Origin of the sequence: Roseibium hamelinense (assembly GCF_007830545.1) — a bacterium.
GTDB classification, from domain to species: domain Bacteria; phylum Pseudomonadota; class Alphaproteobacteria; order Rhizobiales; family Stappiaceae; genus Roseibium; species Roseibium hamelinense.
Genome location: NZ_VLLF01000001.1, coordinates 345,914 through 366,392, shown reverse-complemented (window position 1 = coordinate 366,392; position 20,479 = coordinate 345,914). Strand labels below are relative to the sequence as shown.

Genomic DNA, 20,479 nt, shown 5'->3' with positions numbered 1-20,479 from the left:
CAGGCCGTCCTGCGCGCCATTGAGATGGTCGCTCTGACCCGGAATGCAAGGGCCCATGTCTTTTTCAAGCTCAAGGTGCGCGCCCGACTGCCACGCAGGCCATTGGAGCCCGTCCAGGCATTCACGCCCTCCTTTTACTTGAGATTCTCGAAGCCGTTTATGTTCGCGTCCCCGTCACCCTTGAACACGAGCTGATGGTTCTCATCAAATCCGACCGTTGACCCGTAGGCATCTTTTCCCTGGACTGCGATCTCATGAAGTCTATCGCTGTCACCGAACATCTCTGTCTTAAATTTAGAGTAGACGTCCTCATGAAAAGCACTTTGATGCGTGTTTCCATTGTTTTCAGACGCGGGGCTTTTGTAGTCCTTATTGTACCAGAGAAAGTATTCCGGGTTGCCGCCTACATTTTTTTCGGCTGCATCCTTGATTTGTTTAAGTGAAATTCCCTTGGTTTCCTTGACATCATGACCATTCAGAACCGCAAGCTTAGTTGCATCTATGTGCGAGAGCACCACTTTTCCATTTCCGCGCGCCCCGAAGACGAGACAAGTTGAGAAATCGCTTGTTGTCGCGCCCTTCCCTTTGTCAGCAATGATGTAGTCGCCGGTCGGCACGTAGTTTTCTTTCTGTGTTGCTTTTTTATATTCGTGATTAAACGCGCTGTCGTGTCCAAAGCTCAACGCGAACGCATCATCAATTTCCGCTCCGAACAAGTCGGCCATTAAGTCTTCGTCGGTCTTCTTAGTGCTTGTTTTTGCTATAGCATTGTCTTGAGTCGATTGAAGCGAAAGAGCATCATTTTTCGTCGATGGGCTTTTAAAGGAATGGAGCTTTGGCGACGTCTTGATTTTTTTATTTGCCGGTTTTGCGTCGGCCAGCGTCTGTTCCATCGCCATTTGTTCTTTTTTCTTGTCGGTTTTCTCGGCCTTTTGGGATGAGCCGCCACAACAACTGGAAAAGATGGATAAAAATGACATTACCTTTTTCTCCTCGCGAAATATATCGCTAGGGAATTTAGCAACTATACGCTGCGGAAGGTCATGTTATCGCTTTATCACTTGATAAGCAGACCAGTAAACAGATGCCACAAAGCGGGAACATCAAACTCGAGAGCCGGCAGAGTTAAAACGACGCGTAGGAAACAAATAAGCGGGCATGCGCCTGCAACGACGTAACAGCGCCTGGAGGCAGGAGTACAGCCCACTGGATGCAACAGGGAAAACCATGCACCTTCTCGCGCAGCCTTGACGGCCTTTCCAAGGCGCTCCTTGCGGGCCGACAGAGCCGACCTACGTTCTAGCTAAGCAAGCCACGGAAAATACGATGAGATCTACCCGGCAGAGCGATATCAAACTCTATTCACAGCGGCTGACCCATTTCGGGGTCTTTGCCGGTGCAACCGTCTTCCTGATCCCAAGCCTTTTGCCGGAACAGTTCGGCGTACCGATCATGCTGGTCGGCCTGGCGCTGTCGATCCCGGTGGCGGGCGTGCTGATATACAAGCTCATCAGGGCGTATACACGCAGCACCAATGAATGAGCGCAGGTCTATTTATGGCGCAAAATCCTTATCGTCGGATTGTTCAAGTGCACTAAAAGAACGAAGTAAACAGCGTAGCGAAACGTAGCACTTGTTTAAAATGGTGCGGATGGAGGGACTTGAACCCCCACGCCTTGCGGCACCAGAACCTAAATCTGGCGTGTCTACCAATTTCACCACATCCGCGTCCGGGCGGCGGTGCCGCCAGAGCGCGGCCTCTATACCACCCGAATTTTTCCGGTCAAAGGGAAAATGACAACTTTGTTTCGGATTATCCCGCCCGTTCTGCAACCAGGCCTGCAATGACCGGCTGAACAGCAGCAGGCAGATCCTCGGCAATCAACCCTGCCCCGGCTATGGAACCGGCTTCACCATGGCACCATACCCCCATAGCCGCCGCCTCGAATGCCGGAACGGATTGGGCCAAGAAACCTGTGATCAAACCAGCAAGCACATCGCCTGACCCAGCGGTGGCCAGCCACGGCGGGGCATTGCCATTGATGGCCGCACGACCATCGGGGGCTGCAATTACGGTATCCGGTCCTTTCAAAACCACGACGGCACCGCTCGCTTGCGCCGCTTGGCGTGCAGCTGTGAGGCGGTTGTTCACGTTCAAATCGGGAAACAGCCGTTTGAACTCGCCTTCATGCGGTGTCAAAACCACCTTTGCGGGTTTTGGGGTCGCGCCTGCATTTTCGGCCCAGCCTGCGGTATTGCAAGCAGAAATCGCTTGAAAAAGCCGCTGCGTATCCGCCTCAAAGCATGTCAGCGCATCTGCATCCAAAACCGTGGCACGTCCCTGCGCCAAAACCGAGACAACATCCACTGACGTTTTGCTGCCGGTGCCATAGCCCGGCCCGATCAGGCAACCGGACAGCCGGTCATCCGACAAGGCGCGCGCAAGTGCATCCTCGCCCTTGAGAGGCCGAACCATAATGGCCGTTAAATGCGCCGCATAGGTCGACAAGGCACCGGGAGGAACCGCCATGGTCACCAGTCCGCTGCCGGCCCGCAGCGCTGCCATGGCCGACAGCCTGGATGCGCCGGTTGTCTGCAACTGTCCGCCGAAAACCAGCGCATGGCCCCGGCTGTATTTATGCGCCCGCCGCCCCGGAACCGGAAAAACAGCTGCCCACAAGAACGGTTCATTGGCAAATGTCTTGGGATTTATGTCCTTCAGCACGTCATCACGAATGCCAATGTCGACGACCTCCACGATGCCGCAATAGGACCTGCCCGGCTCGAGAAGATGACCAGGTTTGCGCCGGTAAAAGGTCACAGTGCGGACCGCCTCGAACACAGCCCCAAGCGCCGCTCCGGTGGCGCCGTTGAGGCCTGAAGGCAAATCAACGGCCAGAACCGGTGTCTTGCTGGCCCGCAGCATTTTCACCGCTTTCAAAGCCATCCCCTCAAGCGCTCTGTCGAGGCCCGCGCCGAAAAGGGCATCGATGACAAGACCGGCCTTGCCGAGTCCAAGGCTGAGCGATTCTTCGGTCAATTGAGACCAAGGCAACTGCATGTTTTGGAATGCCTGTGCCGCGTCGCCTTTGAGCCGCGCCGGGTCGCAGAGCAGAAGCACGGAGACGTCGAAACCCGCCCCATCAAGCTGCCGCGCAGCAACAAAACCATCGCCGCCATTGTTGCCGGGTCCGCACAGGATGAGAATATGGCCACCATCCGGCACCATTTGTTGCGCAGCAGCGGCAACCTTCCCGCCTGCCCGCTCCATAAGAACAGACCCGGGGGTACCGGCGTAAATCGTCAGTTCGTCTGCCCGGCCCATTTCCTCCGGTGTCAAGAGATACGGGATCCGGTCCATATTGGCTTGCATAACAGTCCTTCACAACAGGGCCAGCTATCTGTGCTGATTGGCAGCCTGCCTGACAAGAGACCACCGCCAGCTAGCGTGTCCAGCCAGGGCTTTTGCATATAATTTCATCAATATGCCTGTTTATTGATCACTTCCGTGGTTTCGCAAAACACTATTTTCGAATTGGAACGGCCCATCTGCCGCTTTTTACGGCGAAAACCGCCTGTTCCTGAAAATTCTCGCCGCCCTGATAAATCTGGCACGGCTCGTGCTTTGCCAACGCGGGCGAGCAGGCGCCAGCTCCGGCGGGCTCGTTCTGGACACTGCGGGTCCAGCCATTGCTACCGACCACCAATTGCGGGAGAGAGACAAAAGGTGATGAAAAAGATCGAAGCGATCATCAAGCCTTTCAAACTGGACGAAGTGAAGGAAGCTCTCCAAGAGGTCGGCCTCCAGGGGATCACTGTAACCGAGGCGAAAGGGTTTGGCCGTCAGAAAGGCCACACCGAACTTTATCGGGGCGCAGAATATGTTGTCGACTTTCTGCCCAAGGTGAAGGTTGAAATCGTGCTGAGCGCCGACCTTGTAGACAAGGCCGTGGAGGCAATCCGCTCCGCTGCCCAAACGGGCCGCATCGGCGACGGCAAAATCTTCGTCTCCAACATTGAAGAAGCAGTGCGCATCCGGACCGGCGAAACCGGAACCGACGCAATCTGATCCTTACCAACGGCCCTTGCCGGCCAATCCATTCAAACCAGCGCTCAGCTCAAAACCACCAGACCGGGCCGGTTCGAACACAACCCAACCTGATCACACGCAATACAAGGGATGATCATCATGACGACAGCTTCAGAGATCCTGAAGGAAATCAAGGAAAAGGACGTCAAGTTCGTAGACCTGCGTTTCACCGATCCGCGCGGTAAAATGCAGCACGTCACGATGGACGTTGCTCTGGTCGATGAAGACATGTTCGCTGAAGGCGTCGCATTTGACGGCTCGTCGATTGCCGGCTGGAAGGCGATCAACGAGTCCGACATGATGCTGATCCTTGACCCGGAATCAGCGCATATCGACCCGTTCTTCGCGCAATCCACCATGGCGGTTTTCTGCGACATTGTGGATCCGATCACCGGCGAAGGCTACAACCGCGACCCGCGCATGACTGCAAAGAAGGCGGAAGCCTACGTCAAGTCCGGCGGCTTCGGCGACACCATCTACTTCGGCCCGGAAGCCGAGTTCTTCATGTTTGACGATGTCCGCTTTTCTGCCGACCCGTACAACACCGGTTTCATTCTTGACAGCACGGAACTGCCGTCGAACATGGGCTCGGAATACGAGACCGGCAACATGGGCCACCGCCCGCGCACCAAAGGCGGCTACTTCCCGGTCCCGCCGATCGACAGCGCGCAGGACATCCGCTCCGAAATGCTGTCCGTCATGGCAGAAATGGGCGTACCGACCGAAAAGCACCACCACGAAGTGGCAGCGGCACAGCATGAGCTTGGCATGAAATTCGACACACTGACCAAGTGTGCCGACAACATGCAGGTTTACAAATATGTCGTGCATCAGGTCGCACATGCCTATGGCAAGTCGGCGACCTTCATGCCGAAGCCAGTTTTCGGCGACAACGGCACCGGCATGCACTGCCACCAGTCCATCTGGAAAGACGGTGAGCCAACCTTTGCCGGCAACCAGTATGCGGACCTCTCCGAAACCTGCCTTTACTACATCGGCGGCATCTTGAAGCACGCAAAAGCTCTGAACGCCTTCACCAACCCGTCGACCAACTCCTACAAGCGCTTGGTCCCGGGCTATGAAGCTCCTGTTCTGCTGGCTTATTCATCGCGGAACCGGTCTGCGTCCTGCCGGATCCCGTTCACGGCATCCCCGAAGGCGAAACGCATCGAAGTCCGTTTCCCGGATCCGACGGCAAACCCGTACCTTTGCTTCTCCGCCCTTCTGATGGCTGGTCTTGACGGCATCAAGAACAAGATCCATCCGGGTGATGCGATGGACAAGAACCTTTACGATCTGCCGGCTGAAGAACTGGCCGAGATCCCGACCGTTTGCGGCAACCTTCGCGAAGCGCTCGAAGCCCTCGATGCAGACCGTGAGTTCCTGAAAGCCGGTGGCGTGTTCGACGACGACCAGATCGACGCTTACATCGAACTTAAAATGGAAGAGGTCGAGCGTTACGAAATGACGCCGCACCCGGTTGAGTTCGACCTGTATTACTCCGTCTGATCCTTCCCAAGGAATTGAGAAATGGAAAACCCCGGTCATTTGGCCGGGGTTTTTTAACGGGTCATAACGCAAAGCGTCTCTCGAAGTGTTGCACCAATTGGCGCAAGGCCGATGAGTCTTTCAGTTTTTTGCAAGCACTCCCCTGACCTGCATGGCCGGTGTTGGAACTGCACTCGCTGTCGAAGTCCCCAAATGCGATGGTGGCAACATGGTCGCGAGCGTCGCCGCGCTATGGCAAGAAGCGGACACTAACCCCTATGAGACCCTATGGGTGCCCCCGGATTGACACCGCAAAGCCCTCAAATCTCTTGTCGGACGCCGTGCGATTTAGAAGCCGGGGCAAGTACCACCCAAGGCATTTTTCCCTGTTTTGAGCCGGACAGACTTCTCAAATATTGGCCCCGTCAGGTGCTGGTTTTTGCACGCTACCAATACAGCCGAAAACACTGTTTACTCCGGAAATCCGCGATCTGTCGTTGAGTTTAGTCAGGTTTTTCATGGTTATTTCATACCCTAACTCCTAAGAGTGTCAGTGCACTCTAGGGAAACCAATCATGCGGCTTCTGGCCACGCTTGCTGTCCTCTTTGTTGGTGTCGCATCAGCCACAGCAAACCCGGTGACGGTCGAAGTCCGCAACCGCCCGCCGGACCTTGTCGTGTCGGACGGCAAAGTCTCCGGGCCAGTCTACCAGCTTATCGAAGCCGTCATGCTCAGAGCCGGCTACCACGCGGAATATGTGGTCGTTCCCTGGAAACGGAGCCTATTGCTCGCCCGAAAAGGCAAGGCAGGTGTTCTGGTCCGGCATTCAATGAATGAAAAGCGCGCTGCGTTTTTGCATTCCATGCCCTACGGCTATGAACGCCGCAAAGTCATGTTTATCCGGAAGAAGGACAGCGCCGCGAATCCTGCATCATTTGAGGAGCTAAAACCTTACCTTATCGGGCAACGGGCAAGCGCCTACTACTATCCCGAATTTAACAACAGCACGAACTTGCAAAAGCTGGAAGCCACCGGTGAACAAACCCTCATTCGGATGCTCCATGCCGGCCGGCTTGATCTCGTGGTCAGCGATGACCAAGCGCTGTTCAGGGAAAACGCAGAAGCCGTGGGACTGCCGTATGATGAACATTTTGAGCCAGCGGCCTACCAAGTGGTGTTCTTGAACGGACGGTTCTTTTCTGTTCCCAAGTCCGGTCACCATGCCAGGTATTTTGCAGATCTTAACTGCGCACTCTATGAGCTAAGAACAAGCGGAAAAGTCGACGAGATCTTTAAAGCGGCCGGCGTGACAGCTCCAATCCAGTCATTTGACGAACCTTCCAGCATCACGCAACAAAACGCCTGCGCCGGGTAGACTTTAGAACACCACGCGGCAGACCTTCACGCGGCAAATGCCCCAGACTTCCGGGGCATTTTTTGCTCGGGCCAGGTTAGTAGCACGTCGGCTTGTATCCAACGATGTTGTAAAGACGCGTGTCGGCATCGAATTTATAGATTGCCCGGGCTGCGCAAGTCTGGTGCGTATTTGATGCGACACCAGGGGCATACACAACAGTTTGCGGGCTGATTGCGCTCGACGCATGCGCCGGTCGCTCAGCCGTCAAAATTGGTGTCACCAGCACCATTGAGACGACAAAACTTGCCACTACTGCGCTCAGAAAAAAACCAGTCTTCCACATGCCAGTCCATCCCCTCACTGATGGTTCCATCCCACCGACGCTTTCGGGTATAGACCGGGAAGGAGCTGCGGATTGTGATCGCGATCACTTGGATGACAATTTGATGACACCTCCCTGGCATTGGAGTTTGAGTTGGCGGACCATGATGCGTCTTGATCGGTCCTGACCTGTGATTTACATCGCCCGCCAGCCGGTATACAGCCACAGCAAAAGACTTTGCCGCATGACCGGCATCAAAACGGACGAGGCTTATGAGCGATTACAAATCCGAGTTTTTGAAGGTTCTTTCGGAACGCGGTTTCATCCATCAGATCTCTGATCCGCAAGGGCTTGATGAGCTTTGCGCAAAAGAAACCGTCACCGCCTATATCGGTTTTGACTGTACCGCTCCGAGCCTGCATGCCGGATCCCTGGTTCCGATCATGATGCTGTACTGGTTCCAGCAAACCGGTCACCGGCCCATCGCACTCATGGGCGGCGGGACAACCCGCGTGGGCGATCCGTCCGGAAAAGACGAAAGCCGGAAGATGCTGACGCCGGAGCTGATTGAAGACAACAAGGCCGGCATCCGCAAGGTGTTTGAAAAACTGCTGACCTTTGGCGACGGGCCTTCCGATGCCATGATGCTCGACAATGCCGAATGGCTGTTGAAACTGAACTATGTCGAGTTTTTGCGCGATATCGGGCGTCATTTTTCAGTGAACCAGATGATACAGCGCGACAGCGTGCGTCTGCGTCTTGAACGCGAACAAAACCTGTCGTTCCTGGAATTCAATTACATGCTGCTCCAGGGTTACGACTATCTGGAACTCTACCGCCGCACCGGCTGCCGGCTGCAAATGGGCGGCTCGGATCAGTGGGGCAATATTCTTTCCGGCACCGACTTGGTCCGCCGGCTCGAAGAGACAACGGCCTTTGCTCTCACCTCGCCGCTTTTGACGACCGCCTCCGGCGCCAAGATGGGGAAGACGGCTGCAGGGGCCGTCTGGCTCAACGAGGAACAACTCTCGGCCTATGACTACTGGCAATACTGGCGCAACACCGAAGACGCCGATGTTGAGCGGTTCTTGAAGCTGTTCACGGTCTTGCCAATGGCAGAGGTCACGCGGCTTGCGGCCCTTGAGTACTCGGAAATCAATGATGCCAAGAAAATTCTGGCCACCGAAGCAACGGCACTGATCCACGGCCGGGAGAAGGCCGAAGCGGCCGCCGAGACGGCTCGTCAGGCTTTTGAGGACGGCCAGTCTGCTGAAGGCCTGCCGACGGTGGAAGTTTCCCGGTCTGACCTCGAAGCCGGGCTCGGCGTGCTCACCGCTTTTGTGACAGCCGGACTATGCGCGTCGAACGGTGACGTCCGCCGCAATATCAAGGGCGGTGCGGTGAAGATCAACGACAGTGGAGAGCAGGACCCATACCGCCAGCTTTCCCCGGCAGACCTTACGGATGACGGCATCATCAAGCTGTCGCTTGGCAAGAAAAAGCATGTCCTGCTCAAGCCGGTGTGAGCAGCATCACCTGTGTTGCATGACAAAACCGGGCGGCATGCCCGGTTTTTTATTGAAACTCGAACATCTTCCGGAAAATGCCGGGTGCAATGGCGGAGATCGGATTGACGGTCAGAACAGGATCCACAAGCGGTCCGGACAGTTTGTAAGTGACCCCCAAAAGCCCCTCCCCGCTGCCTCCGCCGAGCGCAAAGCCAAGCAGTGGGATGTTCGCGAAAAAGTTGTTGAGCGCATAGATCGGCACAAAGGTCCCGGTCAGGTCCATGCGCTGTGTCTTGAGATTCACGGTACCACTCACTGTGCCACCGATGACCGCACCCTGAAGTGCGCCTCGGGTCAGCGTGAGCGTATCGCCGTCGCGCCGGAATTGCATGTCCATCGTGTCGAACGACGCCTGGCCGGACCCGGCCGCCGCTGCATTCGCCACAATACGGCTTCCGTCCCGGCGGTCCGTCAGCCGGACACCGCGGCCGAGTTGACGAATGGCAGGATCTTCGACAATCGACAAGTCGGTGATGTGAAAACTGCCATCCCAAACCTCATCGTCAGACATGGTGACCGCCAACTGGCCGTTGCCACCGCGCATCCGCGCATAAAGGTCAAGGAAACGCAGCAAAGCGCCCGTATCTTCGAATTTCCCATCGACATACCGTCCGCTTCCAGCAGGCTGAACACTGAACGTCAACGGCGCGCGGCCATCGACCGAGGCCGACAATTCCGCCCGCGTCAGGCTTGAACCGCTCAGGCTCAGTGTGCCGGCGAAATCGTCCAGCCTTCCGCCATTAAAACCGGTTACCTTGGAAATGTTGGCAGCGATGGACAGGCCACCGGCAAACCCGCTCGAAGACGAGCCACCTCCCGGCTGGCGCAGCTGGCGGATCAGTCCTCTGGCGTCAAATGTATCTCCGTCCAAGGCAACCTTGTAGCGCCCGTTGGCCGACCGCTGGATACTGAGCGACACGGCATCGCCCTCACGCAGCTGGAACCTTGAAAAAGAGGCGGTCTTGACCTCGCCGTCCAGCGTCAGTGTGATCCCGCCTTCCAGGTTGACACTGTCTGATGTCAGCTGGAAATTCTCGACGCGGCGCTCTTCTTCGTTTTCAACCAGCAAAAAGGCTGCTTCTGCCGGGACGCCTTTCGCCTTTTTCCACCCCAGGGCGTCCAGTTTGAGCGCGGCCGAGGCAAGATTGATCGAGAAGTTTTGCCCAGCCTCCGTCTCGTCGATGGTCATTTTCAGATCGCCCGACACGAAATCCGTCAGATCAATTCCACGTTCTTTCAGTTGGGCAGCAGTCGCATCAACAACCACGCCCTGACGCGCGGCCACGTTGGAATCATTCAGCGGAATGACGAGGTCGATGTCCGCGTTCAAGCCGTTCAAAACGCCATTGCCCGCGATCGACACCTGGCTTGGATCGGCCGTCAGCGTAACGTCAGCGTTCCGGATGGTCTGACCTTTGATCGGCTTTTCGGCAGAGAAATTGTCGGAGACCGCCGTCGCCTTCCAGGAAACATCCTCGACCTGAATGTCTTCCTCAATCGGAAAGCGGGCCGCGATGTTCAGATCAGCCGTGCCGCTGACACCTTCATCTCCAAGCCCGGCCCGGTCCAGCACCCGAAACGGCGCGCTGTTGACCACATCGCCAAGCTGCCGGACCCCACCTTGCAGATCGACATCCAAAACACCGATCTTTCCGGTCCTGAGCGGCAGGTTCAGTATTTCGAAACTGCCGGTCGGGATCCGGATATTGTCGCGCCCGGCCACCTTGATCTCTGCATCTGCTGCCTCGACACGCAAAACCTCATTGGCTACCCGTAAGGTTCCGCTCAAGCTCGAGACATCCGGCACATCGCCGACTGGCGCAATCCGCCCATTTGAAAAGCTCAAGTCCACTGTGACGTCGTCGCCAGACCAGCCCGGGTCCGGATCCGACTGATCGAATGCCGGTGGGCGCACTGCCGCCGTCAGCGAGACTGTGTCGATCCTGCCGTCTTTTATCCGCTCAATAATCCATTTGCGTGCAGGCGGAACCAGCGTGATCGGCCAAACCTGCTTTGCCAGGGCAACCGGGATATCCGTGCCACTGAGCACAAACGCCAAATAGGGACCGTCCCTGGCAATATCGACAGACCCTGCTCCAAACGCTTTGGACTTGCCATTGCTGACCGCCAACCGGTCAATCAGGACACTTCGCGCGCCCGGATCGACCCGCGCAACCAGTTCGGCTTCTTCCAGCAGCATAGGCGGCAGAGGAATGTCAGATGAGCCGAACTGAGCAAAATCCGTCGCAAGCTTCAAATCCCAAAAGCGTTCACCGTTTTCCGGCGGAATGATTTGCCCGCGGAAATAGATTTGCGTGTTGCCGTTAACCGCGTGGGACCGCGTAACCTCGATCGCCCTGGTATCCGCGTTCCATACCAACGACAGCGCAACATCATCGAAAGAGACCGTTGTTCGTCCGAGCTGTACCCAGCCGCTGACAGTGCGTGCGACAATATTGGTGGCTTTGAATTCTCCGTCAGGGGAAAGCCGCGTATCGACCTTGACTTCGAAAGGCTGGCCGAAGCCTTTTCCGGCCCCAGGTGTCACGTCAAGATCCAGCAGCTCTGCAAGGGTGACGGAACTGGCAAGCACGGCTATCCGCCGGTCTGCGTTGGCATCGGGTGCCGTGCGCAAGAGCTCGATTTCCCATGGCCCAACCTTGCCGGCAACACGGGCCGCGGCCCGTAATTCTCCGGTCGGCGCGCGGCGGATTTCCGCATCAATGCCTTCCACTTTCCGGGCGAGCTGACCGGTGAACGAAACACTCCCGTTCTCGATTGTGACATGTTCGAGCTGCCGGCGGGCAAAGCTCTCATCAACAATGTCGCTGACGCGGTTCACCGCCTCCGAAAGTTCGTCCATTTCCGGAATGGTGCCACCACCTTTCAGCCCGATCTGAACTTCCGGACGATCCAGCAGGAGCGAGTTGAAGGACACTTCGCCCGAAAGCAGCGCCGCCACGCTGACAGGAGCTTCAACACGCGGTAAAATGATCTCGACCGGAACGTCTCCGTCCACCTTCAGATGCGCGTCCCGAACAACGACCCGCATACCTTCCGGATCGGTGAAATCAACAGACGCATCAAAGATGGACAGTGTTGCAGGACCCTGGCTGGCCTGCGATGCCATAAAGTGCGCGACAAAGGGCACTTGAACCGGGCCTGTCAGGCAGCGGTAGGTAATGTAGCCGGCGGACAGAAACACACATGACAGAAGCCCGGCAGCGACCCACCTGCGCCAATTGGATTTCGGCTTTCCGGCAGGTCTGTCATTCGCGGGCGCAGATGTCATTTGCGGGCGTTGGCTCTCAAGTCTTGCAGATGCGGCCTGCGGTCCACACATTCCAGCACGCGATAGATCGGATCTCGGCAATGCGCGATTGAACGAGTCGCATCATGACCTATGATACTCACAATCTCAGGCGAAAAGCGATGCCGACCCGGCAGGCCAAGCGCCGCATTAACAACATCAGTGTGACAGAAGGAAGGCACGTATGAGCGATTTGGACGTGGGCAGCCCGGCACCGGATTTCGATCTCGATGGCGACGGTGGAAACCGGATTGCGCTCAGCTCTCTTAAGGGGCAGCCGGTGGTTGTTTACTTCTACCCCAAGGACGACACACCCGGGTGCACAAAGGAAGCGATCGCATTTTCCGGACTTGAAAAAGAGTTTTCCGATCTGGGCGCCACAATCATCGGCATTTCACCAGACACCGCTGAAAAGCACGACAAGTTCAAAGCCAAGCATGATCTGACCGTGCTCCTGGCCGCGGATACGAACACCGAGACGGCACAGGCCTATGGGGTGTGGGTCGAAAAGAACATGTACGGCAAGAAGTATATGGGTGTCGAACGCTCCACGTTCCTTGTCGGCAAGGACGGAAATCTTGCAAAAATTTGGCGCAAGGTGAAAGTGCCGGGCCATGCGGAGGCCGTGCTGGACGCGGTAAAAGCCCTTTAACCGCCAAACACCCGGGACTTATGCCTCAAACTCACACCAAACCTGTTCCGGCAACACTTGTTGCCGGGGCACGCGCGATCGTCTCCGCCAGTCAGACCGATGAGAAAGTCCGGCTGGCATATGCCGTTTCAAAAGCATGGTTCCAAAGGGATCTGGCGCTTGGAACGCCGACACGGGACGGCGCGATGCCGGATCGTCCCGGCCGGCCGGACCAGCCCGTTCTGCTGGCACCGCGTGATATGCCGAAACGCAAGCTCGGCGGCGACGGAAGCAAGATCGCCCTCATCCATTCGCTGGCTCATATTGAGCTGAATGCTGTCGATCTCACCTGGGACCTGATTGGCCGGTTTGCGCACATCAAGCTGCCCCGCTCCTACTATGATGACTGGGTCCGTGTCGGGTTGGAGGAGGCAAAGCATTTTGCCATGCTGGAGGACAGGCTGGCAAAGCTTGGGGCCGCCTATGGCGACATGCCTGCCCATGACGGGTTGTGGCAGGCGGCTCAGGACACCGGACATGATCTCGCGGCTCGGCTTGCCATCATTCCGCTCGTTCTAGAAGCCCGCGGCCTCGACATCACCCCGCCGATGATCGAAAAAGCACGTGCCATCGGCGATGAGGACACCGCCAAGGTACTTGATGTGATCTACCGCGATGAAAAAAACCATGTCGCCTTCGGTGCCAAATGGTTCCGCTACTGGTGCGACAGAATCGGACAGCGGCCGGAATCCTCGTTTCACACGTATGTGCGCAAACACTTCCGTGGCAATTTAAAACCGCCATTCAACGACCGGGCACGGTCCGAAGCCGGATTAACCCCCGGTTTTTACAAGCCTCTTGCGCCCTTGATCGGCTAATCGATTCAATTCAAATAGGATTTATTAACCTTAACCGTTTCTAATCACGGTCAGAGTTTGACCTTGCAGTAAGCGAGTGACGTTCGCGACCATGATGAAGAAACACACCACCCAAGGCCAGTTGGCCGGACAGGCGCCGAAGAATCGGCGCCCCGAGGGTCGCACCGAAACATGGACACTGCCGCGCCATGTGCCGCTCAAACATGCATTCGCTGCGTTAGGGATTGCCGGCGTGTTGGCAGCCGGCGTTATCGCCTCCACCGCCTATTGGGTGTTGCGGGATGACATGCTTGCCTCCGCAGCCAATGACCGCACGCAAATCGAAACGCTCTACCAGGACCGGATTGACCGGCTGCGCGCAGAAATAGAGCGGCTCAACAGCCGGCGGATGGTGGACCGGGAGAGCGTCGAGCAGCAGGTCGCAAACCTGATGCAGCGTCAAAACGATCTCAGCACACGCCATGGCATTGTCGCCGATTTGATGTCGCGGGCAGAACGCAGCGGTATCCGTCTTGCGATCAAAAATCCGGTGCCCACCCAAAAGCCGGCCCTCGCTGCCAATGCGTTTGCCGGCACCAGCGAAGCGGATGCACTTCTTGCAATCGGCGGCGAAAGCGAACCCCTGGACGATCCCTTTGCGGCCCTTGGCCTACGCGGTTCGGCAGGCTCCGCACCCGAGGCTACTGCCAGCACCCCAGCGGCTCAAAAAAAAACTCTGACCGCCAGGCAGCCCTGAAGAGCGTTGAAGACCAGCTCTATACCATGAACCGCGAAAGCACCGCGGTTCTCGATGCACTGGCGGTTGCGGCGGAAAGCAAGATCGAAACCGTTCTCAACGCGACAAAACCGCTGGGCATTTCTCTCGACAAGACCATCGATGCCCCGTTGGTCACCGGTGCGGGTGGTCCGTTTGTATCTATCACGGGCCAGTCCTTTGAAGCACGCGTGTTCCGCGCGGATCGCGCCCTGTCCGCACTTGAAGACCTGAAATATGCAGCGCGCCGCCTGCCAATTACCCGCCCGATGAAAGAGGCTTCCATTTCCAGCCATTTCGGACCGCGGGTTGATCCGTTCTTGAAAAGCCTTGCCATGCACACCGGCATGGATTTCCGGGCGACCTACGGCAGCCGTATTTATTCGGCCGGTCCCGGGACAGTCATCCATGCTGGCTGGAAAGGCGGATATGGAAAGATGGTCGAGATCCGGCACACAAACGGATTCGTCACCCGTTATGCGCATCTAAGCAGGCTTCAGGTGGCGGAAGGCACACACGTACTGTCCGGCGACGTGATCGGCAATGTCGGCTCAACCGGACGGTCAACCGGGCCGCATCTTCATTTTGAGGTCCGTCACCACGGTAAGCCACTTGATCCGGCCGCATTCGTAAAAGCTGGCGCCGAGCTCACACCCATCCTGTCATTTTAGGAAAAGCATGGTTTATCCGGCACAAAAACGGCGCCAAACGGCGCCGTTTTTTTCCTCCAGGCCCTGGCCGGACTATTCGACGTCTTCGACCTCAACCGGGCCGCCACCGAACACGCGCTGGGCCAGAGAGGCTTCCATGAACTTGTCGAGATCACCGTCGAGCACGTCGCCCGGTGATGTGCTCTCAACCCCGGTGCGCAGGTCTTTGACCAGCTGATAAGGCTGCAGAACGTAGGACCGGATCTGATGGCCCCAGCCAATATCGGTCTTGGACGCCGCTTCAGCGTTTGCCGCCTCTTCCCGTTTCTTCAGCTCGGCCTCATAAAGCCGCGCCTTCAGCATCGACCAGGCGGTTGCCCGGTTCTTGTGCTGTGAGCGCTCGGACTGGCACTGCACGACAATGCCGGTCGGCTGGTGGGTAATCCGAACTGCCGAATCGGTGGTGTTCACGTGCTGCCCGCCCGCGCCGGACGCACGGTAGGTGTCGATCCGGCAATCGCTTTCGTTGATGTCGATCTCGATCGAATCATCGATAACGGGATAAACCCAGGCGCTGGAAAAGCTGGTATGACGGCGCGCATTGCTGTCATAGGGTGAAATGCGCACCAGCCGGTGCACGCCGGACTCGGTTTTCAGCCATCCATAGGCATTTTCGCCCTTGATCAACAAGGTCGCCGACTTGATACCGGCCTCTTCACCATCATTGTATTCCAGGACTTCCACCTTGAACCCGCGCTTTTCAGCCCAGCGGCGGTACATCCGCAGCAGCATCGACGCCCAGTCCTGGCTTTCCGTGCCGCCGGCTCCGGAATTAATCTCCAGATAGGTGTCATTTGCATCGGCCTCTCCGGACAGAAGCGACTGCAGCTGAAGCTGGTTGACCCGGTCCTGGAGCCCGCGCAAGGCGTCTTCGGCGTCTTTTACAACACCGTCATCACCTTCCATCTCGCCAAGCTCAATGAGCTCGATATTATCGGCAAGATCCTGCTGCAGGGACTTGAGACCGTTGATTCCGTCGTCAAGCTGCTGACGTTCGCGCATGAGCTTTTGGGCTTGTGCGGGGTCGTTCCACAGCTCTGGATCTTCCGAAGCCGCGTTTAGTTCATCCAGACGGACCAGAGCCTGATCCCAGTCAAAGATGCCTCCTCAGCAGGCTTATGGCCTGCTTGATTTCATCGACGATGGCTTCCATTTCGGCGCGCATCGGATACCTCGCTTGTTTTGGAAAAAGCGCCCGGCACCTGTCACAGGTACCGGGCCCGTTTAATCGGGGGCGGACATTAGTGGCAGAGCCGGAAAAGCTCAAGTCATGCCGTACGCAATCCGGTTGATCAATAAAGACCGCCGGTTCCGGACAGCACCGCCTGGCCCGCTTCAGGCGACACGGTGCGCGGAACGCCCATCTCATCCTGGAACCCGATCACAGAGTAGCTGTCAGGCGGAGCCATGCCCGGCTTGAAGGCCTCCAGAATCGTTCCCGGTGAGCCAGCGGCGGTGCGCAGGCCGGTGTTCTTGTTGATCGGGATCAGCTGAAGACCTTTTGGAACACGGAATTCCACCGGCGGCCGCTCGGCCAGCGCCTTTTTCATGAAGTCGGTGAAGATCGGCGCAGCAACCTGCCCGCCGGTCGCTCCCCGGCCCATGGGACGCGGGTTGTCGTAACCGACAAACACCCCGACCGCGAGGTCCGGCGAGAAACCGACAAACCAGGCGTCCTTTTCATCATTTGTCGTGCCGGTCTTGCCGGCAACCGGACGGCCGACCGCGCGCACGGATGTCGCGGTGCCGCGCTGGACAACACCTTCCATCATCGAAGTGATCTGGTAAGCGGTCATCGGATCGAGCACTTGCTCGCGGTCATCGATCAAGGTCGGTTCTTCCTGCCCCTGCCACGCGTCTTGGGTACAGCCGTCGCAGATCCGGCTGTCATGCTTAAAGATCGTGCGGCCATACCGATCCTGAATCCGGTCGATCAGGGTCGGGCGGATTTTCCGGCCGCCATTTGCAATTGTCGCGAAGGCGGCAGTCATGCGCATCACAGTCGTCTCCCCTGCGCCGAGCGACATGGAGAGAACCGGCAACATATTGTCGTAGATACCGAAACGTTTCGCGTACTCGGCCACCAGCGGCATGCCCATGTCCTGCGCAAGGCGCACGGTCATTACGTTTCGCGAGCGCTCAATCCCGGTGCGCAGCGTCGACGGACCATAAAACTTGCCGCCGTAGTTTTGCGGCCGCCATGTGGCAAGGCCCGGCCCCTGACTGATCTCGACCGGCGCATCCATGATCACCGACGATGGTGTGTAGCCGTTGTCGAGCGCAGCGGCATACAGGAAAGGCTTAAACGAAGACCCGGGCTGACGGTAGGCCTGTGTTGCCCGGTTGAACTCGCTCTGATCAAAACTGAAGCCACCGACCAGGGCCAGAACACGTCCCGTGTAGGGATCCATGGCGACCAGCGCACCAGAGACCTCAGGGATCTGGCGAAGCTCATAGGCACCTGGAGCAACATTGCTCTCCTGCACATAAACGACATCGCCGGGCTTGAGCACATCGGTCACCGCACTCGGCGCACGGCCATTCACCCGTGCCCATTTCATCGTATCGAGGAACAGCGGTCCGGACTTGCGCTCGTCTGACAGCCTGCCATTGACCAGCTTGCCGGGCTGGATGCCAACGGTTGCCTGGTTCTGACCGGCCTCGAGAACAACAGCCAGTTGCCATTCGGGGATATCGCCAAGCGCTTCAATCTTGCCGAGAGGCACGCCCCAATCGGCGCCGGCCTCAATGGTGCCCACCGGCCCGCGCCACTTGCCGCGCTTGCGATCGAAATCGATCAGGCCTTTCATCAAAGATTCGCGCGCAAGTTCCTGCATTTCAGGATCAAGGGTGGAACGCACAGACAAGCCACCCTCGTAAAGGCGCTTTTCGCCAAAGATGTCCGCCACTTCGCGGCGGACTTCCTCGGTGAAGTACTCAGCCGAGTAGATCTTGGTTCCCCGGTCCCGCGGTGTAACTTTCAAAGGTTTGGCCTTGGCTTCCTCACCCTCTTCAAAGCTGACATACCCATTTTCGACCATGCGGTCGATGACCCAGTTCCGGCGGCCCACGGCCCGCTCGGTCTGGCGGAACGGATGATAGTTGTTTGGCGCTTTCGGCAGCGCGGCCAGGTAAGCGGCTTCTTCCAGTGTCAGCTCGTGAACCGACTTATCGAAATACACCAGCGAAGCCGCGGCCACTCCGTAGGCGCCGAGACCCAGGTAAATTTCGTTCAGATAGAGCTCGAGGATCTCGTCCTTGGAATAGGCTTGCTCAATGCGCAGCGACAGGATCGCTTCCTTGATCTTGCGCTCGATGGACACTTCGTTTGTCAGGAGGAAGTTCTTCGCGACCTGCTGTGTGATGGTCGACGCTCCCTCCGGACGGCGCCCTGAGCCGAGATTTTGCACGTAGCGGACCACAGCGCGGGCGATGCCCTCGGGATCGATTCCGATATGGCTGAAGAAATTCTTGTCCTCTGCGGAGATGTAAGCTTCCTTCAGACTGTCAGGTATCGCCTGGATCGGCAGGAACATGCGGCGCTGCGTGGCATATTCGGCCATCAGCTTGCCATCCGCAGCATGGACCCGTGTCATGACCGGGGGTTCGTAGTTTTTCAGCGCGGTGTAATCGGGAAGATCTTCACTCACATGGTCAAGATACATCCACACACCGGCGGCCACCAGGAGCCCGAGCGCCGCCCCAATGCCGAACAGGTAGCCAAAAAACTTCACAAGAAACTTCATAATCCGGGCTCGTCTTTCCCCGACGTTTGACCGCGCCGACTCCTACCACATTCGCAGCGGAAGAGCACTCATCACTGTTTAAAATCCATGCCTGCAACGGGTTGAGGCAATTTCGCGTAGTACCATCACCAATATGGCGATGCTGAGGCAAACTCCAAACCCGCAACTCATTGCCAAGAATGGATCAAAATTCTTGCCGTGCCCCTAATTTCGGACCGGTGCATCGCCCCGTTCCGTCTGATCCTGCGCCAAGCGCGGACGGAAGAAGTTATCGATCGCGTCCACCATGGCGTTGGCCATGCGCTCGCGCCATTCCTCCGAAATCAGCAGTTTCTCGTCATGTTCGTTCGACAGATATCCAAGTTCCACCAGGACGGAAGGCACATCCGCTGCCTTGAGGACCCGGAAGCCGGCAGACCGGTGCGGATTGTTGATCAACCGCACGGCGCTTTTCAACTCGGTGACCAGAGTGCGCGCGAAATAAACCGAGAAATTGCGCGTTTCACGCCGCGCGAGATCAAGCAGGATGTCAGTGACGTCAGTGGGCTCAGCTTCAAGCTCAACACCGGCGATCACGTCCGACATATTCTCGCGTTCCGCCAATTCCTCAGCCAAATCGTCCGATGCCCGGTCCGAGAGCGTGTAGACGGTCGCGCCGCGCACTTGTTTGCGGAAACGGCGGACCGAATCCGCATGAATCGAGATGAACAGATCAGCGGCCAGCCGGTGCCCAATATCCACCCGCTCACTCAGCGAAATGAACGTGTCGGTTTCGCGGGTGAGATGGACCTCGTACCGGCCGGTAGCCTCCAGCTTGCGCTTCAACATGCTGGAAAAATCCAGAACAACGGCCTTTTCAAGCGTTCCACCAATACCGCGCGCACCCGAATCAATACCGCCATGCCCCGGATCGAGTACAATCAAGGGCCTGTCCCCGTCATTGCCCAGCCGGTCTCCCTTCGCGCTCGACACGGTTTGGCCGGACCGGAGCTTTTCCCGCGAGGACGCGGCGAAGGCGACAAATGTCTCACGCGTGCTTTTAACAAGATCAATCACAAACCTTGCCGGCTGATCATCTACGGCGGGAAGAACAAAGGTCTTGTCGATTGCAACGGGTTCCGAAATATCCAGCACGATGCGTGATTTTCCGGTTGCAAACAGGCCATAGCGCCAATCGGTCACGAGCCCCCGACCGTCCCGGCCAGCATCTTCGGGCAAACGGAAATCAACCTCCGGCAAATCGATGATCAACCGGTAGGGATCAGCCAGTGCGGAAATGACCGGTGTAATCTGCCGATCAAGGTCGAGCACGAACCGGGTTCGCACCTCGTCGCCAGCGACCCGTGCGCCGCTCACGACCGGGTTCGGCTGCTGCGCTTGTGCTTGGCCCGCAAGACCGGTCTGCAAAATGGGCGCCACGGCCAAAAACGTGAAAACGACCGAAAACCAGCGCGCCAGGCTGGATGGCTGGCTCTTCAAAAATCCGCTGAAAAAATCGTATGTTTTGCCGAATCCGTCCGCCATACCGCCCTTCGAGGCCCCGAATTTAACCGCCACATGTCCCCGCATAGCAGAAAGTGCGGAAAGGTTAAATTGAATTGGGTGTTTCACATAGCTTGCCAAC

16 protein-coding genes and 1 tRNA gene are annotated in these 20,479 nt (G+C 57.3%); 9 read left to right on the top strand and 8 right to left on the bottom strand.

Annotated features, from left to right (window positions below; all coding sequences use genetic code 11):
- Window positions 1–134: 134 nt before the first annotated feature.
- Window positions 135–980: a hypothetical protein gene (locus JM93_RS01745; RefSeq protein WP_145340345.1), complete on the bottom strand. Its 846-nt coding sequence runs from the start codon at window positions 978–980 to the stop codon at window positions 135–137.
- A 346-nt stretch (window positions 981–1,326) separates the two neighbouring features.
- Here JM93_RS01745 and JM93_RS01740 point away from each other — a divergent pair, with 346 nt between their 5' ends.
- Window positions 1,327–1,542 carry a hypothetical protein gene (locus JM93_RS01740; protein ID WP_145340344.1) on the top strand — a complete coding sequence of 72 codons (216 nt, stop codon included), beginning with the start codon at window positions 1,327–1,329 and terminating at the stop codon, window positions 1,540–1,542.
- A gap of 101 nt (window positions 1,543–1,643) precedes the next feature.
- Here JM93_RS01740 and JM93_RS01735 read toward each other — a convergent pair.
- Window positions 1,644–1,728 (bottom strand) — tRNA-Leu (locus JM93_RS01735).
- Between the two features lie 85 nt (window positions 1,729–1,813).
- A complete protein-coding gene (locus tag JM93_RS01730; RefSeq protein WP_244300738.1) occupies window positions 1,814–3,373 on the bottom strand; it encodes an NAD(P)H-hydrate dehydratase in 1,560 nt (519 codons plus the stop codon).
- A gap of 357 nt (window positions 3,374–3,730) precedes the next feature.
- On the opposite strand from JM93_RS01730, the gene JM93_RS01725 reads away from it, so the two are divergent.
- The 3 genes from JM93_RS01725 to JM93_RS01715 all read left to right on the top strand — a co-directional run bounded on the left by JM93_RS01725 (window position 3,731) and on the right by JM93_RS01715 (window position 6,954).
- The gene (locus JM93_RS01725) at window positions 3,731–4,069 is read left to right on the top strand and encodes a P-II family nitrogen regulator (RefSeq protein WP_145340343.1); all 339 of its coding nucleotides are present in this window, start codon (window positions 3,731–3,733) and stop codon (window positions 4,067–4,069) included.
- A 120-nt stretch (window positions 4,070–4,189) separates the two neighbouring features.
- Window positions 4,190–5,599: a type I glutamate--ammonia ligase gene (gene glnA / locus JM93_RS01720; protein WP_145340342.1), complete on the top strand. Its 1,410-nt coding sequence runs from the start codon at window positions 4,190–4,192 to the stop codon at window positions 5,597–5,599.
- Window positions 5,600–6,153: 554 nt separating this feature from the next.
- The gene (locus JM93_RS01715; RefSeq protein ID WP_145340341.1) at window positions 6,154–6,954 is read left to right on the top strand and encodes a substrate-binding periplasmic protein; all 801 of its coding nucleotides are present in this window, start codon (window positions 6,154–6,156) and stop codon (window positions 6,952–6,954) included.
- Window positions 6,955–7,030: 76 nt separating this feature from the next.
- Here JM93_RS01715 and JM93_RS01710 read toward each other — a convergent pair whose 3' ends face one another.
- The gene (locus JM93_RS01710; RefSeq protein WP_145340340.1) at window positions 7,031–7,279 is read right to left on the bottom strand and encodes a hypothetical protein; all 249 of its coding nucleotides are present in this window, start codon (window positions 7,277–7,279) and stop codon (window positions 7,031–7,033) included.
- Window positions 7,280–7,530: 251 nt separating this feature from the next.
- Between JM93_RS01710 and tyrS the strand changes: the two genes are divergently transcribed.
- Window positions 7,531–8,784, top strand: a complete 1,254-nt coding sequence (tyrS, locus tag JM93_RS01705) for a tyrosine--tRNA ligase (RefSeq protein WP_145340339.1) — start codon at window positions 7,531–7,533, stop codon at window positions 8,782–8,784.
- A 49-nt stretch (window positions 8,785–8,833) separates the two neighbouring features.
- On the opposite strand, the gene JM93_RS01700 is transcribed toward tyrS, so the two are convergent.
- Window positions 8,834–12,118 carry an AsmA-like C-terminal domain-containing protein gene (locus JM93_RS01700; RefSeq protein ID WP_170230474.1) on the bottom strand — a complete coding sequence of 1,095 codons (3,285 nt, stop codon included), beginning with the start codon at window positions 12,116–12,118 and terminating at the stop codon, window positions 8,834–8,836.
- Between the two features lie 202 nt (window positions 12,119–12,320).
- Between JM93_RS01700 and JM93_RS01695 the strand changes: the two genes are divergently transcribed.
- The 4 genes from JM93_RS01695 to JM93_RS01680 all read left to right on the top strand — a co-directional run bounded on the left by JM93_RS01695 (window position 12,321) and on the right by JM93_RS01680 (window position 15,070).
- A complete protein-coding gene (locus tag JM93_RS01695) occupies window positions 12,321–12,788 on the top strand; it encodes a peroxiredoxin (protein WP_145340337.1) in 468 nt (155 codons plus the stop codon).
- Window positions 12,789–12,808: 20 nt separating this feature from the next.
- A complete protein-coding gene (locus JM93_RS01690; protein ID WP_145340336.1) occupies window positions 12,809–13,645 on the top strand; it encodes a ferritin-like domain-containing protein in 837 nt (278 codons plus the stop codon).
- Between the two features lie 76 nt (window positions 13,646–13,721).
- The gene (locus JM93_RS01685; RefSeq protein WP_145340335.1) at window positions 13,722–14,381 is read left to right on the top strand and encodes a hypothetical protein; all 660 of its coding nucleotides are present in this window, start codon (window positions 13,722–13,724) and stop codon (window positions 14,379–14,381) included.
- 26 nt (window positions 14,382–14,407) lie between these two features.
- Window positions 14,408–15,070: a M23 family metallopeptidase gene (locus JM93_RS01680; protein ID WP_145340334.1), complete on the top strand. Its 663-nt coding sequence runs from the start codon at window positions 14,408–14,410 to the stop codon at window positions 15,068–15,070.
- A gap of 72 nt (window positions 15,071–15,142) precedes the next feature.
- Here the strand turns inward: JM93_RS01680 and prfB are convergent.
- From prfB to JM93_RS01665, 3 genes are all read right to left on the bottom strand, one after another.
- Window positions 15,143–16,274, bottom strand: a protein-coding gene (gene prfB, locus JM93_RS01675; protein WP_145340333.1) for a peptide chain release factor 2 whose coding sequence is annotated in 2 segments (ribosomal slippage) — window positions 15,143–16,204 and window positions 16,206–16,274 — 1,131 coding nt in all. Because the reading frame shifts where the segments join, the coding sequence is not laid out codon by codon here.
- A gap of 127 nt (window positions 16,275–16,401) precedes the next feature.
- Complete coding sequence (locus JM93_RS01670; RefSeq protein ID WP_145340332.1) at window positions 16,402–18,855, bottom strand: penicillin-binding protein 1A; 2,454 nt, start codon at window positions 18,853–18,855, stop codon at window positions 16,402–16,404.
- Between the two features lie 204 nt (window positions 18,856–19,059).
- Window positions 19,060–20,379 carry an N-acetylmuramoyl-L-alanine amidase gene (locus JM93_RS01665; protein ID WP_145340331.1) on the bottom strand — a complete coding sequence of 440 codons (1,320 nt, stop codon included), beginning with the start codon at window positions 20,377–20,379 and terminating at the stop codon, window positions 19,060–19,062.
- Window positions 20,380–20,479 lie beyond the last annotated feature (100 nt).

Bases quoted from the DNA above. Each gene is read 5' to 3' on its own strand.
- JM93_RS01710 (WP_145340340.1), bottom strand. From the start codon at position 7,279: ATGTGGAAGACTGGTTTTTTTCTGAGCGCAGTAGTGGCAAGTTTTGTC.
- JM93_RS01725 (WP_145340343.1), top strand. From the start codon at position 3,731: ATGAAAAAGATCGAAGCGATCATCAAGCCTTTCAAACTGGACGAAGTG.
- JM93_RS01715 (WP_145340341.1), top strand. From the start codon at position 6,154: ATGCGGCTTCTGGCCACGCTTGCTGTCCTCTTTGTTGGTGTCGCATCA.
- JM93_RS01665 (WP_145340331.1), bottom strand. From the start codon at position 20,379: ATGGCGGACGGATTCGGCAAAACATACGATTTTTTCAGCGGATTTTTG.
- glnA (WP_145340342.1), top strand. From the start codon at position 4,190: ATGACGACAGCTTCAGAGATCCTGAAGGAAATCAAGGAAAAGGACGTC.
- JM93_RS01745 (WP_145340345.1), bottom strand. From the start codon at position 980: ATGTCATTTTTATCCATCTTTTCCAGTTGTTGTGGCGGCTCATCCCAA.
- JM93_RS01700 (WP_170230474.1), bottom strand. From the start codon at position 12,118: ATGACATCTGCGCCCGCGAATGACAGACCTGCCGGAAAGCCGAAATCC.
- JM93_RS01695 (WP_145340337.1), top strand. From the start codon at position 12,321: ATGAGCGATTTGGACGTGGGCAGCCCGGCACCGGATTTCGATCTCGAT.
- tyrS (WP_145340339.1), top strand. From the start codon at position 7,531: ATGAGCGATTACAAATCCGAGTTTTTGAAGGTTCTTTCGGAACGCGGT.
- JM93_RS01690 (WP_145340336.1), top strand. From the start codon at position 12,809: ATGCCTCAAACTCACACCAAACCTGTTCCGGCAACACTTGTTGCCGGG.
- JM93_RS01670 (WP_145340332.1), bottom strand. From the start codon at position 18,855: ATGAAGTTTCTTGTGAAGTTTTTTGGCTACCTGTTCGGCATTGGGGCG.
- JM93_RS01680 (WP_145340334.1), top strand. From the start codon at position 14,408: ATGAACCGCGAAAGCACCGCGGTTCTCGATGCACTGGCGGTTGCGGCG.
- JM93_RS01740 (WP_145340344.1), top strand. From the start codon at position 1,327: ATGAGATCTACCCGGCAGAGCGATATCAAACTCTATTCACAGCGGCTG.
- JM93_RS01730 (WP_244300738.1), bottom strand. From the start codon at position 3,373: ATGCAAGCCAATATGGACCGGATCCCGTATCTCTTGACACCGGAGGAA.